The sequence below is a fragment of the Shewanella sp. 5S214 genome (assembly GCF_041439795.1).
GTDB lineage: Bacteria > Pseudomonadota > Gammaproteobacteria > Enterobacterales > Shewanellaceae > Shewanella > Shewanella vesiculosa.
Map to the genome: position 1 here is coordinate 1 of NZ_JBGOOV010000035.1, position 17,497 is coordinate 17,497.

18 protein-coding genes and 1 pseudogene are annotated in these 17,497 nt (G+C 40.2%); 5 read left to right on the forward strand and 14 right to left on the reverse strand.

Annotated elements, in window-relative coordinates:
* Nucleotides 1–356: 356 nt before the first annotated feature.
* From ACED29_RS18565 to ACED29_RS18620, 12 genes and pseudogenes are all read right to left on the reverse strand, one after another.
* A complete protein-coding gene (locus ACED29_RS18565; protein WP_371698356.1) occupies nucleotides 357–947 on the reverse strand; it encodes a hypothetical protein in 591 nt (196 codons plus the stop codon).
* 9 nt (nucleotides 948–956) lie between these two features.
* The gene (locus ACED29_RS18570) at nucleotides 957–1,256 is read right to left on the reverse strand and encodes an AHH domain-containing protein (protein WP_371698393.1); all 300 of its coding nucleotides are present in this window, start codon (nucleotides 1,254–1,256) and stop codon (nucleotides 957–959) included.
* Complete coding sequence (locus tag ACED29_RS18575) at nucleotides 1,232–1,567, reverse strand: hypothetical protein (RefSeq protein WP_371698357.1); 336 nt, start codon at nucleotides 1,565–1,567, stop codon at nucleotides 1,232–1,234. Before ACED29_RS18575 ends, ACED29_RS18570 begins: the two co-directional genes overlap by 25 nt.
* Before the next feature lie 256 nt (nucleotides 1,568–1,823).
* Nucleotides 1,824–2,141, reverse strand: coding sequence for a hypothetical protein (locus ACED29_RS18580; RefSeq protein WP_371698358.1), 318 nt, complete (start codon nucleotides 2,139–2,141; stop codon nucleotides 1,824–1,826).
* 452 nt (nucleotides 2,142–2,593) lie between these two features.
* A pseudogene (locus tag ACED29_RS18585) lies at nucleotides 2,594–3,277 on the reverse strand (endonuclease).
* Nucleotides 3,255–3,563: a hypothetical protein gene (locus tag ACED29_RS18590; RefSeq protein WP_371698360.1), complete on the reverse strand. Its 309-nt coding sequence runs from the start codon at nucleotides 3,561–3,563 to the stop codon at nucleotides 3,255–3,257. Before ACED29_RS18590 ends, ACED29_RS18585 begins: the two are co-directional and overlap by 23 nt.
* Nucleotides 3,564–3,579: 16 nt before the next feature.
* Complete coding sequence (locus ACED29_RS18595) at nucleotides 3,580–4,050, reverse strand: hypothetical protein (RefSeq protein ID WP_371698361.1); 471 nt, start codon at nucleotides 4,048–4,050, stop codon at nucleotides 3,580–3,582.
* A 76-nt stretch (nucleotides 4,051–4,126) separates the two neighbouring features.
* On the reverse strand, nucleotides 4,127–4,585 hold the full coding sequence (locus tag ACED29_RS18600) for a hypothetical protein (protein WP_371698363.1): 459 nt from the start codon (nucleotides 4,583–4,585) through the stop codon (nucleotides 4,127–4,129).
* Complete coding sequence (locus ACED29_RS18605; RefSeq protein WP_182742717.1) at nucleotides 4,575–5,084, reverse strand: hypothetical protein; 510 nt, start codon at nucleotides 5,082–5,084, stop codon at nucleotides 4,575–4,577. The genes ACED29_RS18600 and ACED29_RS18605 overlap by 11 nt, the downstream gene beginning before the upstream one ends.
* Before the next feature lie 9 nt (nucleotides 5,085–5,093).
* Nucleotides 5,094–5,549 carry a metal-dependent hydrolase gene (locus ACED29_RS18610; protein ID WP_182742718.1) on the reverse strand — a complete coding sequence of 152 codons (456 nt, stop codon included), beginning with the start codon at nucleotides 5,547–5,549 and terminating at the stop codon, nucleotides 5,094–5,096.
* A gap of 2 nt (nucleotides 5,550–5,551) precedes the next feature.
* Nucleotides 5,552–6,295 carry a hypothetical protein gene (locus ACED29_RS18615; protein WP_182742719.1) on the reverse strand — a complete coding sequence of 248 codons (744 nt, stop codon included), beginning with the start codon at nucleotides 6,293–6,295 and terminating at the stop codon, nucleotides 5,552–5,554.
* A 14-nt stretch (nucleotides 6,296–6,309) separates the two neighbouring features.
* Nucleotides 6,310–7,656: a hypothetical protein gene (locus tag ACED29_RS18620; RefSeq protein ID WP_371698365.1), complete on the reverse strand. Its 1,347-nt coding sequence runs from the start codon at nucleotides 7,654–7,656 to the stop codon at nucleotides 6,310–6,312.
* Between the two features lie 214 nt (nucleotides 7,657–7,870).
* Here ACED29_RS18620 and ACED29_RS18625 point away from each other — a divergent pair, with 214 nt between their 5' ends.
* From ACED29_RS18625 to dnaN, 5 genes are all read left to right on the forward strand, one after another.
* A complete protein-coding gene (locus tag ACED29_RS18625) occupies nucleotides 7,871–9,043 on the forward strand; it encodes a PD-(D/E)XK nuclease-like domain-containing protein (RefSeq protein ID WP_347691020.1) in 1,173 nt (390 codons plus the stop codon).
* 54 nt (nucleotides 9,044–9,097) lie between these two features.
* Nucleotides 9,098–9,796, forward strand: coding sequence for a recombinase RecT (locus ACED29_RS18630; protein WP_182742722.1), 699 nt, complete (start codon nucleotides 9,098–9,100; stop codon nucleotides 9,794–9,796).
* 11 nt (nucleotides 9,797–9,807) lie between these two features.
* A complete protein-coding gene (locus ACED29_RS18635; RefSeq protein WP_347691021.1) occupies nucleotides 9,808–10,752 on the forward strand; it encodes a hypothetical protein in 945 nt (314 codons plus the stop codon).
* A 2-nt stretch (nucleotides 10,753–10,754) separates the two neighbouring features.
* Complete coding sequence (locus tag ACED29_RS18640) at nucleotides 10,755–11,705, forward strand: hypothetical protein (protein WP_347691022.1); 951 nt, start codon at nucleotides 10,755–10,757, stop codon at nucleotides 11,703–11,705.
* A gap of 71 nt (nucleotides 11,706–11,776) precedes the next feature.
* Nucleotides 11,777–12,865, forward strand: a complete 1,089-nt coding sequence (gene dnaN / locus ACED29_RS18645) for a DNA polymerase III subunit beta (protein ID WP_347691023.1) — start codon at nucleotides 11,777–11,779, stop codon at nucleotides 12,863–12,865.
* A gap of 416 nt (nucleotides 12,866–13,281) precedes the next feature.
* Here dnaN and ACED29_RS18650 read toward each other — a convergent pair whose 3' ends face one another.
* Together ACED29_RS18650 and ACED29_RS18655 are read right to left on the reverse strand one after the other, a co-directional pair.
* Nucleotides 13,282–16,431: a DEAD/DEAH box helicase gene (locus ACED29_RS18650; protein WP_347690964.1), complete on the reverse strand. Its 3,150-nt coding sequence runs from the start codon at nucleotides 16,429–16,431 to the stop codon at nucleotides 13,282–13,284.
* A complete protein-coding gene (locus ACED29_RS18655) occupies nucleotides 16,421–17,251 on the reverse strand; it encodes a Hachiman antiphage defense system protein HamA (RefSeq protein WP_347690965.1) in 831 nt (276 codons plus the stop codon). The genes ACED29_RS18650 and ACED29_RS18655 overlap by 11 nt, the downstream gene beginning before the upstream one ends.
* Nucleotides 17,252–17,497: the final 246 nt, after the last annotated feature.

Sequence of the window (17,497 nt, forward strand, 5' to 3'; positions counted from 1 at the left end):
CTAGGAGAAAATCGAAAAGGCAAGCTCGTAACGCTTGGAATGAACCTGCTCTCACTGCTTTATAAGTTGCTGGGTATCAAACGATACCTTTGTGGAGGCTTGAGCCTAGTGCAGTGAAAGTTGCACGCTGGGTTTTTAGGAGGGCGGCACTTGGTAACAAGTGTCGTCTATCCGACATAAATAATTTACGTGTCGAGGCTAATTTCTGTACATGTATATGATTCAGTGAACATTTTTTATGGTTCATAAGAGAGCTAGCTTCACACGCGGAGCTTTTTTCTCGGTCAACATCACCTTTAATGGCATCAATAGCTTTCAGAGCTTTTTGATATGAAAAAATAATAAAAATCTTATTCTCAACAGCACTCTACTTCCTTAAAAAAGAGTCCTGAAATACTATTTTTTGTAACTATTGAATATAAGCTATTTTCTGCATCTGTAGTGTAATAAAAAAGACCCGTTTCACGAACTCTAAATAGGTTCGGGTTAGTTATACCACTCTTATTAAATACCATGCGCTTAAACTTACGAATCCTATCAGGTCGATCATTACGCATATTTCTTTCACTAAGATCTTCATTCAAAGCGCTATCAAACCCTAAAACATTAAATGCAAGCCATTTTTCGCCGTCATTATTACATTCTAGAAGCTCAATGTTCTTTCCAAAATCATTAAGGAATAAGTGCGAATACATTGGAGAAACAACAAAGGTAGAGGCTCCTAAGCCAGCTATGTCTGGTACTTTAAGCTTCTGATTGTTCGAAGGTTCAACTTGCCAAACAACATTGAGTAATCCCCAAAATTCTTTCATTGAAATATTACCGTTAAATGAAAGCAATCTATTTTCAGTCAATTGCAAAACATGTTCAAATGCGGATTCACTCAGAAGCATAAATTCATCAGGGTCAAGATATACGCTAAATACCTTATTAAACTTTGAAGTCATTAGTTATTATTACCCTGCTGCAGTTAAAGATGAATTAATCGGAAATACACCAATCTTGAGGTCTTCTGCTACATCACGTAACGTTTCAATAATCCCACGATGGCCTAAACCTTCGGCTATAGTATCTTCAAGTAGGTATTCAACATTCAGATAGTATTTACCGGAGTGTATCTTTGAGTGAGGATAAGCATCAGGCATTGAGTCCATTGGGACATGCTTTTGAAATCTAGGAAGGTAAACACCATTGGCTTCATGATCTATATCTATACCAAAAGCTGCTAATCTTAATCTAGACCTAGCGGCACGCAGATCACTCCAGGATAAATATGATGAGCTGCAGTATTATCAGGCTTCTTTCCACGATTAGCGGCATACATATTCTCGGCTAATTTAGTAGAGTGCATCTTCATGTGTTCCCAACGCACTCTTCGGGATAAAAGCAAGTCTGCTTGTTGAATTATGCCTTCTTTATACTTTACCGAGTCAATAATTTCACCTCGATAATAAATACTAAGAGATTCAGCATGAGCTTTTGCGAGGGTACGGTCACCTGTTATTCGAGTTAAATCATCCTCAATAGCAGTGACCGATACTTCATATATTTTTTGTTGATGGTTCATTTATCTAAGTTCCTTTTAGATTTTAGAAAGTTATTATCACAAATGGTAAGATTATATTCAAGTTTCATATGGATATGGATAAGTTATTACAACATTTATAAGTAAGGCAATAGGTGTTATTTACTTATATTTTGTTCACTAACTTATTTTTGGACATGTGTGAGTCCGTCTATGATCTAATTTAGATTTTCACGGATTAGCATAGATATCGAAAACTAGGTTGATGCAGTGCTCCGGCTGGCTCGGAACAATTTATCTACTCAAGTTTGGCTACTACACGTTTTTTGCGAGGTTTAGTTGATGCGGTAGATTGCCTTGCTAAATCTTCAAGTGTTAATCCTTGTGCTAACAATAAATCTTGAATTTCTTTAATCTTAGATGCTTTAGCTGCATTTTCAGCCAGCTCAGTATCCTTTAGTTTTTTGAGCGCGTTATAAACTGTATTAACTCGGTTTACTAGTTTGGTAACATCTTCATAATGAAGCTCCGAAAACAGACCTTTAATACTGTTTCTGTTGCTTAGAATTTCTAGTGCGATAGCACGTTTTTCAGTGATAGTGTTAGCTTGGCTCATTTGTATCTCCTACAATTTAAATAAATTTGTATCACAATATATTACCTCAATGAAAAAAGTTATAGAAGTTAAAGACATGGGTTTATCAATGAAAAGTGTCATGATTATATAAATACAGTAATAAAATACTTTCACTAAAATGGCGGCTTGCTGCAACAGGTAGATGTAGTCAGCAAAAATTAGTCAGTTTTATAGAAACGATGTTAATTACACTACTAGTTGTATATCCGATAAAAAATTTGTACTTTAATGATATTTAAAATGCACTTTTAACGTGTTTTAGCGCTTTATTAGCTCGTTCTGCATGTAATCATAAAAAATAGAATATGCAGCGTTTGCTGCATATTTAGTCATATTTTATCAATTTACAACGAGAACACATCTATCTGTGTGGAGTCAGTATAAGCATTGCAATAAGATGAAATACAGCAGTCAACTAAACAGTTAATTCACTATTGAATAGATTCGCAGCGACTATCAACAATCTTATTTGCATTGCCTTGAAGCTTTTCAATACGTTTAGAACGTTTACACTCCCATCGAGTAACAGGATCTTGTTTGTCCCAAACATGCATTAATTGACTTTGTTGCTTACTCATTTTGTATTTAGGATAAGTCTGTTCCATGTACATATATGTTCGAGCGATAATGCCACGAGCAACTATCGGAGGTTGAGCCTTGCGATTATCAATTCGCATGTCACAATTACCAAAATCAGATTTCGCTGATGGGAGCATAGTAAAGTTGTAGTTACTACGCAGCGCATTGACGGCACCAATTGCAGGGAAAAGATTGTGCATATCGGCCTGCATATATTGATACTCTGTATTCATCTTCTCAGCACACTTTCTTCCCTTAAATGACTTTCCTTTGCTATTGACACATTCGTTATGACCATCACTCTATTCACTAAAAGCACGGCCAAAGTTCTCAGCAGGAACCACATGTTCCCATTCGACTTTTTTAGCTCTTTTTAAATGAGTAGTAGTCACAAAGCCTTCTGGAGCTTCGATATTCATTTTAGCGTCAAATTTTGCACCACAGTAGAGAGTCAGACGATGATCTTGATAGACCTGTCGCTCAAGCATCGTTTTAGCTTTAGTAAATGAGTCGTTAGACACCAATACTTTCGTCATTCATTATTTGCATTATCCACGCCATGTGACCTACTTTGACCCCCTCGTGTCCATACAGAGTTCTAATGCGAACAATTAAGGTTTTATATCGGGTTAATTCATCACCTTGAAAAAAACGAACCCCCTCTTCTATCACGCCTTTATCAACCGGTTTAAATTGGTTTTCAATAATGAATTGTGCAGACTTTAATCCTTTTACTTTTCTTAAAAATACAAATGATATTCCAAGGAAGAACATGGCTATAACCATGAGTACATAAGGATGATTACTAATTTCTACAAACATTTCTTTTCCTTGCTTCTCAATTAATCGTTGTTAATACCAAGGAGTTATCTGCATAATCACTAGCCCTAAAGGTAAAGTTGATGCCCTCATGTCTAATGATAAGTTCGTTTAGCCCTAAAAGGTCTTGGTGCTGGGTTAAGGCTTCTTTTACAAGGCTATTACACCAACTGCTAATCCCACGTTCGCCATCGAATTCATTAATGAATCTATGCAAATAGATGGTACTAAGCCTATCTATTGCATGAAGGGTTATATCAAATGAAATTCCTAACACCTGGCTATCGATATAATTGCGTCTCTCGAGCTCGGCTGAAGCCAAAGACTTTTGAATCTCACTCGATTTAGAATGAAACTTTATTAATTTTAATTCTCTACCACGAAGCAGGGTGTATCGTTTACCTTTACAGGTTGAGAATGTGCACATTACGTTATGCGTTGAGCAGTCTTCATCTGTTTTTTGAATTTGATGATCTAAAATTATGTTCATTAGCTATGCCTATTAATGTGAGTTGTTTGATAGTTATATCTTTACACTCCATTCAAAACCGGCAACTGGGCCAAAATCATTTGATTTTAGCGTGAAACAATTCATATTTTTTTTTAAATTTTTGACTCATTTTAAAATAAATCACAGAGTCTTCTACCGATTTAATCAACTCAAATGCCCCCATCGAACCATGGTGGAACGTTTCATTTGTGGGTAAGAGCGTAAACTCATAATCATATTTTATTACTCCCTGGTTACACATATCCATGGCGGTTTCTTGCGGAGTAATTAGAACTTGCTTAATGGGTGTCCGTTTTCCATTCTTTACAAAAAATTCGTTCGTTATGTCGACGCCATCAATGCCTTGAACGTTTGTATTACAGAAGCCTTCTGCAGCGACCCAATCACCATAGACATTGGCTGTCATCTCAGCTTGCACTGATTCTTGGTTATTTTTAGAATCAGTAATATACCAAGCCGCAGCTGCGCCCAACACGCCTAAGACCAACACTGTTTTGAGTAGTCTAATGTTCATAGACACCCTCATTTGATATTAGCCCCGAGAACAGATGGTTATAACAATTTATAAAAGTATTGATCATGTAATAAATATTTCGCTTGGTCACTCCACCATTCATGTGAATATCAACGCGGTATATTGTAGCGTCGTTACTCTGGTCTATGGTGTAAAGTCGTCCTATTTTGGTGTTCTGATTGAATTTTGAAATAAAATTTAAATCAAAGCCAACAGGCAGCGTTGCCATAATGCCAAAGAAAGTCTCACCATTTCTCGTTGACCAAGAGCTATTACTGAAAAATAGTACCCTGCCAGCTTCAATGTTTATGCTAAACATTGAATCATCTGCAGCGAGCGCAACATCGGCATTGCTGAAACTAAACTCATTAATAATATCTACTAGTTCTTGAGTTGTTATGCGTTCGTATACCTCGGCTGAAACAATATCCGGTATTTCACTAACATCCTCTTTGGATAAAAGCACTTGATCTAAAAAGTCATCTTGTGTCGATTTCATATAACGTCCTTAATAAATGATTGATAAGCCCAGTAAGCCGAATGCAATTATCGGCTCAATCACACTGCCTGATGAACATAACTTTATACCCACGCGCCTCTGAAACGGCCAAAATAATGGTACTCCACTATCAGACACTAAATCCGCCAGCAAATGAGAGGCATACCCAATCATAAAGGCTAAAATTAAAGTCATTGTACTTGGCTCATAACTAAAAACCCATAATATGATGACAAATGGCCACAATGAATGAGTGATCTGTCTATGCCCAAATAAGCCTGATAACGGCAATGAAATAAATAGAAAGCGCCTTCCTATCGTAGAACTTGGATGGTCCAGATCTGGTAGCAAAGAGCCCACATAAATAGCCACCAGCAGCAACCACAACGGCAATGCAAAATCAGCGTGTTTTACAACGGTAATAGCTACCGCTGTGGTTACGACTAGATGGTTACGAAACATCATAATTAATTAACCATATCCAAAAAGGTCGATTTAACTGTGCTTTTCACTGTTTCTGGCTTAGGTTGTTCAACTGGCTTAACGATAGTTTTAGGCTTATCTGACAACACCATTTGTTGTTGCTGCATTAATTCCATCTTACGTTCATGATCTCGTTTCGCTTCATCAGCTTTACGATTACGTTTTGCTTCTAATCGTCGCTCTAAGTCATTAAAAGCTTCTAGTTCGCGAGCATCTTGAGAATCAAGCTTAATGCTTTGAAGCACCTTGTTGAATTCATCATATGGCAGTTTTAATAAGCTATAAGCCTGAAACCGTCCGTCAGGAAGTACTTGGATTTTTTGGTCTACCATGTCGTAACCAACAATCGGAACCGAATCAACCAGCTTGTCGATTAAGAACTGGCTCGTTTGCACGAGTGTGCCCATCCCATTTTCACGCTCATATACCCGTTCAGAGCCAGAAAGCTCTTGTCGATAGTTTTTAGCTAGCTCGAACTCAGCTTGTAAACGTGCCTTTTTCAATGCGTGATTCATGTCTTTTGACGATGCTGCACCTACACCCATGATGCCCAGGTCATCATTTTTAGGCGGATTTAAGTACCAATCTGGCACGCTAGCCAATTGAGCATTAGCATTATCTACGGCTTTTTCTTTTAGTGTTTCTTGATGTTCAACATACTGTTCTACGGGGTCAGTCGCACAACCCGCAAGCAATAATCCAATAAACAATAATGATAATTTATTCATTTGTGAGTCCTTAATTAATAAAATGCAATTTGTCTGCTTTGAAAACGCAATAGTTTGCCTGATACGTCTTTCCACTTATGCGATGTTATATCGTATGTTTCCCCCTCAACCTTAAACCCAACTTTTAACCCGTTAATGGCTTTTGCTTCAGGCATAAATGCCGACATAGTGACGTCTTCAATCAAAAGGTTGCTGATGTTCACTTTGAACTTTTCATCACCAATATTGATGTGCAACCAAAAGGATGTATTCGATAATTCTTTAAATGCATCCGTAAATACTATGGGGTCACTTGGCATTTGTGCCATAGGCCGCATATTGGTATAACCGGTTTGATAGAAATGCATATTTTTATAAGCATACTTTTTTGAACTTCCACACCGAATTTGGTTATTGTCATCACTGAATGACTTCGCACCAGGCGCGTAATAAGGGAGAAATTCAAACAATGAATCACCACAATATTTCGGCCTTAACACTTCTTTGACCTCAACTTCCTTTAACTTGGTATACACCAGCGCGTCACAGCCATAAAAGAACTTATTACATAATTCAACGTCTGCACCGTTTTGCAATGATGGATACCAAGGCGCGTTGTAATCACCCTTTCGATTTATCGTAACTCGGATCTTAACTTCCGCAACTGCGTATTCATGTGGAATAATATCAAGCACTTGGTAGTCAACCATTGGGTTGGCCATGAATGGCAACACAAACATTTCATAAGCTGCAAGCAACTCGGCTTTCAATTTCCCTTTACTTGTAGTGCCTTGCTTATGAGCCAGTAATTGATTTTTAATCGCATCACCGTCAATTACAGTCAATGAACTATTTAACGCTGCGTAATAATCGGTAACAACAAGAGCATCAAGATTGCTTAACGTGATATTCCGTTTCATCTTTTCAATTACTGCTGATAGCTTTTGGTACTCATTCGATAAATCATCTATGGTTGATTCCAATAGCCGTTCACGCTTCTCACTCCCAAGCTTTGCTTGCATCGCTGAAATATCTACCGACACATCGGCCGTAACGTGTAGCACAATTCGACCATCCTCCAGTCCTCGTTCATATTGAGTATTAAACACACGAACATTGGCCCCTTGAGCAATTAAACCTTTCTCAATAATTTCATCCGTTTTGCTATCGTAATGCGAATCGAGGCTTACAAACTTTGGCGTCATTGATACAGCGTTTATCTGCAACATTGATTTTGCTCTGTTTACAGCTTGGTCAATTGTCTCGTTATCTTCCAAATACACGGAAGCCGATAAAGCTTTGAATTCATATATATGCTGACTTTCTGAAAAGGCATAACTACTCACTAACAGCATTAATATACAAAATAACCATTTTCCCATTGATAACTCCCTATTCGATATAACAGATATATCAAATGTTTTCGTTTTATCGTCTTAACATCGTGTCTATTTGGGACACGCTATTTTTTATTTCATTTTTACACATCTTTAAAAACGCGCAACTGAACATTAAGTTATTGATTAGTAATGCAGTTGCGGGTTTCGACTTTCATGTGATTATAAATATTAGAAATCGAAACAAAAGGGTTTAATTATGAATACGGCGCTCAAATCACAATCTACTTGGCATGACTTTATTCAACCTGCCTACGGAGCTAATGGTAAGGCCAACTTCCTTACCGATTCTGGTGATATTGTTGAGGGTATTTATACTGATATGCCTAATGCCGTTTACCATTCCTTAGACGCACACAGTTCTACGGGGATTAAAACCTTTGCCAAAGGTCGCCATCATTACTTTCGACAATACCTTTCAGATATTTGCCGTCTAAGATCTAAACAACAAAAACATACATTTGATGCGGGTACTTATGGACATATGCTTGTGCTTGAACCACACAATTTTCATGGTAATTACATGAAAAACCCGACCCCTGATGATTTCCCTGATTTACCCTTGATTGATACTATTCCACAGCTTAAAGAAGCGTTGGCTAGCCGTAACTTGCCCGTTTCAGGCGCAAGAATGGCATTAGTGGAGCGCTTATACGAAAGCGACCCTACATTGCCTATTTTTGAAAAGCTACGCGAAAATGCCATCTGTAAATTTTTAGATGCTCGTTATGCAAATTATCTTCGCACTGATACAGAACTCAATGAAATGGCAGCATTTTATGGTATTGATACCTCGTTAGGTCGTGATATGAAAATTGAATTAATTCTCGAAATTAGTCCATCTCAACCTATTTGGGAAAACCTCATTGAACAACACGTTATTGACCATATCGTATGGGATGATGCCTTTCGAGTTGAAAAAAGTACCCGAGCGCACCCGAAAGCAGATTGGTTAATTAGTGACGGTTATCCAGAACTCTCTATGATTGCTCGATGCCCTAAAACGGGGTTACTGTTTAAAGTTAGATTTGATTGGCTGCGTAATGACGCGATTGCCGTTGATCTTAAGACCACCCTTACCACTAACCCCACTAAGTTTGGCTATCAGATACGTGATCTTCGTTATGATTTACAGCAAGTCTTCTATACCTACGTGGCTAATTTGGCTGGCGTTCCAGTAAAACACTTTTGTTTTGTCGCCACAGAGTACAAAGACGCTGACAATTGTGAAACCTTTGAATTATCAGAACGAAAAGTCACTGATTCAACTGATGAACTGTTTACTTTATTGGATGATTTCAATGAAGCCCTCTCCACAGGCAATTGGTATGGCCATGATAAAAGCCGTTCAACATGGGTATTAGATGTGTAGTTGCGGGTTTAGCAATCTGATTTACATTAAACCTATCTTTTTTAGGAGCCAGTTATGAATATCATCCCATTTCAACATGTTTTCACTGAAAGCTTTGCATATTTAAGTTCCCAAGTCATTGGCCAATCAATTGATCTAAATGAAGAGATTAATTATTTAAACCATATCATTTTTAATTCTGAAAACACGGCGACCCCTTTTAGCGAGGCGGCACCATGGTCTGTCTACGAATTATTATTGAATATGTGTCGTTTAGGCCTATCCCTTAACCCTGTGAAGAAACTGGCTTATGTAATGCCCTCTTATACTGAAACAGGTGAATTGCAACTTAAACTCTATCCTGGTTATCGTGGTGAAATCGCCATCGCAACTCAATTTAATGTGATTAAAAATACCAGTGCAACACTGGTTTACGAAAAAGACCAATTTAGAGTCCAAGTGGCTAATAACGACGTTGAGCATTTTGTCACGTCTTTATCCATTGACCCCAGTGTCCGTGGCGCTTGCACTGGCGGGTATTGTCGCAGCGTTTTAATGGATGGTTCCGTCCATGTTTCTTATATGAGTATCGAGGAATTAGATGCTATCGCCCAAAATCAAATTGAAATGAAAATGGGCAATACCCCATGGAATAGCATTTGGGCAACGGAAATGCGCCGTGTCGCACTATATCGACGCGGGGCTAAAGATTGGCGCAACATGATTAACGCATCGAGTGATACGCGCTCTGCTCTTTACTCTACTGAATATTAGGATTAATCAACATGGATACTATCAAATCTACATTAGAACAAATGACAGATGCTTTTGCTCACCCATTGAATAACCAACAGCTAGATGATATCGCTAAGTTCGTTACCGACTCATTAAGCACCCGATTTCAATTCGGCCATGATTTCTTCACGATGAAAGATGTGATCCCTACATCGCTGGTTGAAGCATTATCGCCTTACATTGATTCTGGCTTACAAATCACTGGAGACTTAATGGAGTTAGAAGCTCGCTATCATGAAGCTAAATTCAGCTTTGAATTTGAAATTAGCCATAGCTTGAGCGGCCTTGTGTCATTGCTTACAACCCAAACTAGCATTGCAAATATCGTGATCAATGCCGTATATGAAAATGACTCATTCAAACTCGACCATGCTAATCAAAAAGTATTTCATGACGTGTCTGCTGAACCAAGTGAATTACACGGAGTATACTGCATCATTGATATGGAGAATGGACAATCGTTCTTATCTCAGATGTCTGCTGAAGAAGCCAAACAAGCTATGTGGGCAAACACTCATGACCGCTTGAACGGCGTCAATCCTTATACAACGAATACGAAAAAATTGATGTTTTATAAAGCATCATGCTTACGTCGCGGCCTTAAAACGATATCAGCTTTGAATAACTGTGGTGACATTCAATTAGTTTCTACATTGTTGAATTTGCATGACCGTCAATTCAATAAAGCAAAAGCGCTACGCAAAGTAATGCCGTTAAATAACTACAAATTTCGTGGCTGTTCAAAACAACCCAGCTCAATTGACCAGATTTTCAAACAAGAACATGGGAATGTGGTGATACCGTTCTCTCAACCTGTAAAACCAACGGTGAAAAATAAGAATGTCGTTAAAGAGGACTCTACTAAATGGCTCACTGAATTGCCAGAAGATTGTATCGAGTCATGGAGTGAAGACACATTAGGCGTGGGGTTTTAATTATGCATCCTTATAAATTTATTGAAAAATTAATCGTGCTACAACATCCAGATACGAAACATATTGTACGGCTCATGATAGAGCATGATGGCCAACAAAATTACGGCCTACAACGTTCCATCCTTAACAATGGAACGACCCGGCATTTCTATAATAAGAAAATTTGGCATTCAGCTTATAACATTAAATTGGAGCTCAGTCGGCGGGTGTCTGACTATGAAGATAAGGGTTTTGACATGATGACTGAAATTTCGCTTCGGCCGAATGATGTCCCGCCCTGTCCTGAGTTTAATTACTCTACAAATATGATTGAACCCGATGAGAATACCTTACCCATTAACCCAACAGAGATGCCAATATTTGTTGATTGTAGCTTCCATCAATTATCTGTTCGGGATTTACGCTATAACACTGAAGTTACCAATGAAGAATTACTCACGTTTTTTAAGGATTTACGTAAATCAATCGAGTATCTCCCTTTTGCAATGGTAGCGATATGGTCTGAAAAATCGATAAAAGTTCTGAGTCTTGAATTCCGCTCAAAACCTCAACCCAAACACGCTATAAACTATATATTGATGCTTTCTAGTAAAAAAAATAGTCATTTTATGATTGTCGATGCCACTGGACCGGGTTCTAACCAACAGTCACAAGAAAGCAATCAAAGCTATGCAGTGTTAGCAGGGGGCAACTTAACATTTCATGTGGCTTCTACATGGAAAATTGCCAAGGCTTTCTTAGAGAAGCATCCTCACTCTGCTAATTTTTCGGTTTACGGCATGGATTCAGATAAGTTTATGAAAGTTGGAGAAGACATCTCATTAGGCAACTTTAAACGCTCTGGTAATGCTGAAATACTGTTTACTCATGTGAATAGTCAAATAGCTAACATAACATTCATTCGCTCACTTGAATTTGACGTGACAATTGATAATTTGAATAAGCTAATTTGAGATAGTTGCGCCTTTTAAAGTGTATGTGACCATAGAACACATGGCTCACAACACAAACAAAGGCGCTCAATATGTTCACTTTACCGTTAGATCAAAAACATCGTATTCAAACTATTTGCAATCACGCTAATAGTAAAGTTAATCCAATTTTTGAACTCGTTTTAATTGAAGTTGATAATGATCAAGTCCGATTTAGCGCCTCTAATGGCACTCAGTTCAACTCATTAACATTACCTGCACAGATTGACACCCCTGTATCGTTTAGCATGTCAGGCAAGCGATTAAGTGCCGTATTGAACGCTTTATCTGCCGATATCGCAAAGTTTGAAATAAAAAATGAAAGTCTATTAATGAAAAGCGGCAAAAGTAAATTGAAGTCGCCCATTTTTAATGCCGATGAATATCCCTCTGCCCCCATAATAAATGCCCCTATTTCTACTATCCAATGTTCCATTTCACAACTCACCTCACTATTTAATTCTGCGAGTTACGCGGTGGCAAAGAATGATGTTCGAAATTATTTGTGCCACGTAAATTTGAAGATAGACGATCAAGTCGTTATGGTTTGCGCCAAAGACGGCCATCGACTTAGCCAATTACAACATAGGAATTTAACATGTTCTGGAAATGGTAATTACTTAGTGCCTACATCATTAATGGCGGCTGTATTAGCTCAAAACTTGGACGATGATGAAGTTGTGAGTATTGAATTTGATGAACAAAAAGCCTCTATTGTCAGTCAAGACACCTCTGTTATATCAATCCTTGGTGATGGTAATTACCCTGATACCAATCGAGTAATACCAACTGATAGACGTAACGGAGTGACATTTAATTTGGCAGAGCTAAAGAGTACCGTTAAACGATTTCATGCTGTAGCGGCTCTTGAACGCATTCCCGTTATTAAATTTGATATTGGTGAAACCGTGCAAATGTCGGTATCAAGTAGCGACCAATCTAACGAGTTTTCAGAGTTGATAGAGTCCGAAATAAACCAATGTGAGAATTTGATAGTCGGCGTTAATCCGTCCTGTCTTGCTGATGCGCTTGCAAAACAGTCTGGTGAAACCGTGACATTTTATTTTACCAAAAAAACGGCCATATTAATTACTTTTGATATTAGTGAGTTAGTTACTCTAATAATGCCCGTTAGAGTCTAACGGTAGATTTGTAAATGTTTTATTCTCACAAAAAAGTCCATGAAGTGAATACCTTCATGGACTTATTTATATATTTTTACCTAATCTTCGGTAAACACCAATTCCACTGGGTAATAAGCGCATGTTGGATTATGCTCAAGCCTGAAGGCTTCTAAAGCAGCCTGAATCTGGTCTTGTATGACCATATTAAAGTTTGATAAAAAATTAAGGTTGTCATGAGCGGTAACAACGCAATAGTTTGATAATTTATCTGAGGACGAATGTCATTTCTTGATAATAAAGTTTGATCATTTTCAAGCTCACTTTTGGACATAAATGATTTACGGTTTTGTAAGTGCGCCTTCATTTCAGATAAATAAAAGTAATACATAGTGTTAAATCGTGGTCATTTATTTGTCCTGTTAGTTATTAATGAATTACGTCAATGGTGCAACAATCCCTTGAAAAACATCTCTAAAATAAGAGGGGTAATTGTGGAGGACTAGCTCAAAGTCGGCCAGATTGTCACGTATCAAACTACTGGCCTCGTAGCTAGTCTCGGCAGTATCCAAAATTGTTAAAGCCATGTGCTGTGCTATTACTCGCTCAGAGAAACCAGCCTCGTAATACGAGATAGGCTCCTGACCAGGAAGTCCGTATTTCAAGCGTTTCTGAAGAAGATCTGCATACCCTCTAAATTCATCTCCAATCTCCTCTGCCGCCAGAGTTAAGAACGCCTCTTTGACAGCAGCAAGGAGCAAAGCGAACTCAAAGCCGAATGTCTGCTCACAAAGATCTACGACCAGATCAAGATCGAATGTCCTAAAATTTGCTCCATGAGGATACTTAGCACCTATGTCATCGAGCTGTTGCAGAAGAACTGCGAACGAATGCCCTTCGAGCCATCCAGTAGCCAATCTACCTAATGCCACATTAGGAGTTGTGTCATGAAGCCTCTTCTCGGTCGAAAGAGAAACCAACAATGGCCAAACCCTCTTAAATAGCTCGCTCGCCGATGAGACCTCTTCCAGAGTTTGCTCATTGGCACTAACCCAAGTATCAATTGCCAAAGCATAATCAATACCCAATAGAGTGCGTCCAAATCGATGTTGAGTAGTTGTATCAGGTACAAGCTTTTCAATCCTTCGTGCTACAGACTCAAAAATACCCGACAGCAACATCTGCTGCTCTGGAGTGGCGAGTGAATAGGCCAACGTCTCACTTGAAAGGACTTTGGCATTTGCTACAAAGGTCTCTGAGTCCACATCACTTCGGTAGGTCATCAGAAAGCTTTCTACGGCTTCGACAATCTTCTTTTTCCCCCCCAATTGTGCACGAAGGGAGGCGACTGAATATCCTTTTCGAATGAGATCCTCAGAAATATTTCCTACCCCAGCCCAAAGGCCGTCCCAATTATCGACAATCTGAGTAGCGATCTCAGACGGGCTCGGTTTGGTTATGGGATCTCTGCCTGAATCGTTCGTCATCGGATCAAACAGAGAAAGCAACGTGCTTCCTGTGGACTCAGCAGTATCAGGCTTTATTAGATTCACCGTATCGCTCCAGCGATATGACTGAGTGGAACGTTCATCGTACAGGCGATGATCTGTGAAAATTACCGTGCCCTCACCATACATTCCTGCTCGGCCCGCTCGCCCCATGAGATTATGGAAATCTCGAACTCGAATAGACTCCCGTCCAACCATTGCACTTGTGACAAGCAGATAGCGGATGGGAAGATTTACCCCTTGAGCAAGAGTGGAGGTACAGACTATTAGACGAATAAGACGTTGCCTCATCGCATGTTCTATAGCGAGGCGAACACCTTGAGGGGTGTTTCCATGATGAGCAAAAATACCTATCCCAGCTGCCTTCGTTAGGTAAGCATCGTCGCCGAAGTTCTCACTGTATAGTCGAACGAATCGACGAATCTCTTCCGGATCACTTTGATCCAGCGGTGAAGGGAGGGAGATGCCACGGAGAAAAGTGTCTTCGACTGCATCCCTCACAATCTTTGCGACAGATGCTTTTTTGCCTGCATAGATAGCGACACCACCATTCTTCAGAAGTAATAACGCGAGGTATAACGCAATAGAGCCACTTTCCTTAGTAGGGAAAAGTCTGTCCTTTCGTTCACCTTTTAGGCGGGGCATCTTTTCAGAGACAATCACACGTGGCACATAAAAGCTCTGTTCACTGTCCGCTAAGACGTTGAACTGCAACTGCCCATCCGTGACATTTTTAGGAATACTCGCAAAAGCGACCAGACGTCTCGATTGCATTGAGTTATCAGCCACTACCTTCGACTGATCTTCCAAAAGCCAATTAGCAACGGCTGACGCATTCTGTATTACCGCCGAGATCAACACGCTTTGCGCATCTTCCGATAGTATCCGTTTGATGGAAGTTAGCAACAATTCGTACGTCACCCCGCGAGTGCCAGTATCGAACTGATGGCCTTCGTCATAAACCACTAACCCCGCGTTCGAAACGATGTCTGGTTCTTGCCGTAACAAGAAAAGCAGCTTCTCTGGTGTTAAAACAACGACCTGTGGCTTCGTTTCAATCTCTAAACCCAAAATATTGAGATCAATATCGAGCTGTAACGCGTCACTGACCTGATTAACACTGTAACCGTCATCCTTAAACGCTTTATCTAGATCACTCGCTATCTCTTGGCAAAGCGCCCGAAATGGTGCAATCACTAAAGCCAATTTAGTCCGCGATGAAAGAAAAGCGGATCGGATTACCAACTCTGTTGCACGAGACTTGCCGGTGCTGGTTGGCATTTGAACAACGCTAGACTGTCCCCTGTATAGACCTGCTTCCCCAAGCATTCGCTGTGAAGGCCACATTTCCTTGATAGACAGGGCGCGAGATAGGTAAGGTCTCCATATTTCTGGAGCCAGCTCACTGTATTGAGGTATCAACGTCCACGCGGAGTTAGCGATTCGATTCACCGCCACTGCACCAAGCAAATCAGACATCAACAACTCATGGGCTGTGGCCGATGAATACGCCCAATTTCGTAAATTTCTAATCCCACTGACGACTGCGCTGTTCTCCAGTCCTGTCGCGTAATGCCTTTGGAGCGCTACCAGAATAGCTCTCGCTCTGGGGATTTCAAACGCAACTCGGGATCGAACCCATGGTTTGTCTAAGGCAAACCTCACTGCCTTTGCGAAGGGGTCAGGGTCCGCTTCCGACTCTGAAAGCTGGCTTAACCGAGATATCTGAACTGCGGCATTGCCGGGGATATTCCCAAGATAGAAGCCTGCCGCCGACAACAAACGCAAATTGAACGAAATGCTACGATTCAGCAGGGACTCATCAAAAGCCTGAAGCACCTGGGCTGAGAAGATGATCTCATCTTGGGGAGTCTCGATGCCATCTTCCGACCCAGCGACGCGGCCCACTGTTTCAGATGCGATGTCTCCCAGTGTTCCTATAGCCAAAGGAAACTGCATATCAAGATCGAGCCCTTTTGGGAACTCAAGATGGTCCTCCACGGGAATCCCGTATTCATACATTTTGCCTTTCGAAAGAGTTATTGCCGCAGCAAAACGGGTTCGTTTTTCAGGCTTCATTAGCGGCCCTTTCATAAAGAGTGTGTACGAAAGCCATTAATGTATTGGCATGCACAACAACGAGCATAAGATTGTCGACATTCTCGTGACCGGCACAATTGGTCGTCTCAGATATATAGGCAGAGTCGTAAACGCTAGAACAGAAAACTGCGGCAGCCCCCGTCATTCGAACGTAGGGAATTTCTAGTCCATTTTGGAAGCGCTCAATTCGGTCAGCACCGTGCTCATCGCCACGGTTAATCAGGCGCCGCTTGATAGCGTTTAAGGATTCTGAAATACGATAAACATCTTTAATGGAGTCTTTCACAGCATCTTGCAGCCGTGGCTGGACCTTATTACCGCTAAGTTGTGCCTTAGATTCGAAAGATATCAAAACGTCTTTACGGGAGGGATTATAGTGACTTGCACCATGAAACTTGAACGCAAGCACATCGGTGCCTTTTGGTGACTCGTTACGAACAAGCTTATCGTCATAACGTGTCCTAGGTGCCCAGAAACCAAACTGACTTTCAAGAAGATCTGCAATGAGAATTTCCGCAAAATCTCCGGAACGTGTCGCTGGCCCGAAATCGTGTGATACGTCTGGAAATACCATATCTGTTAGGTAGTCAGCGCGAGACTTACCAGTGCCCCTTCGGAGTCGGTCTATCTGTGTGTCAAGACAGTAATGCTCTCGAAATGACTTCGCCCAAGCGCTTAGCATTTGAGCCATACTATGATCTATTTGAAGCTCAAACACGTCGACAGACACACCATCCGATGTTGTGACTTTTTGGCCAGCTTTTTTTAACCAAACTGTATGTGACAGATTTGCGGACATCTAAGCTCACTTCGCTCGTTTTCGAGCAATTGAATCCATTCATAGGATGAGTATTGTAAAATTACGACAACATTTTAAAATCAGTACCTTAAGAGACTAAACTCAATTTTTCGGACTTCCATGCGTCGATATTCTTTTGCCTTGTGTGCTTAATGCCGTCTCAACTACCGGGCACTGTTGGCGCCTTTTGTGCGGAGTTTTGCACAAAAGGTAACGGTGGCCGGAGCTCAGATTTGCAGGTACTTG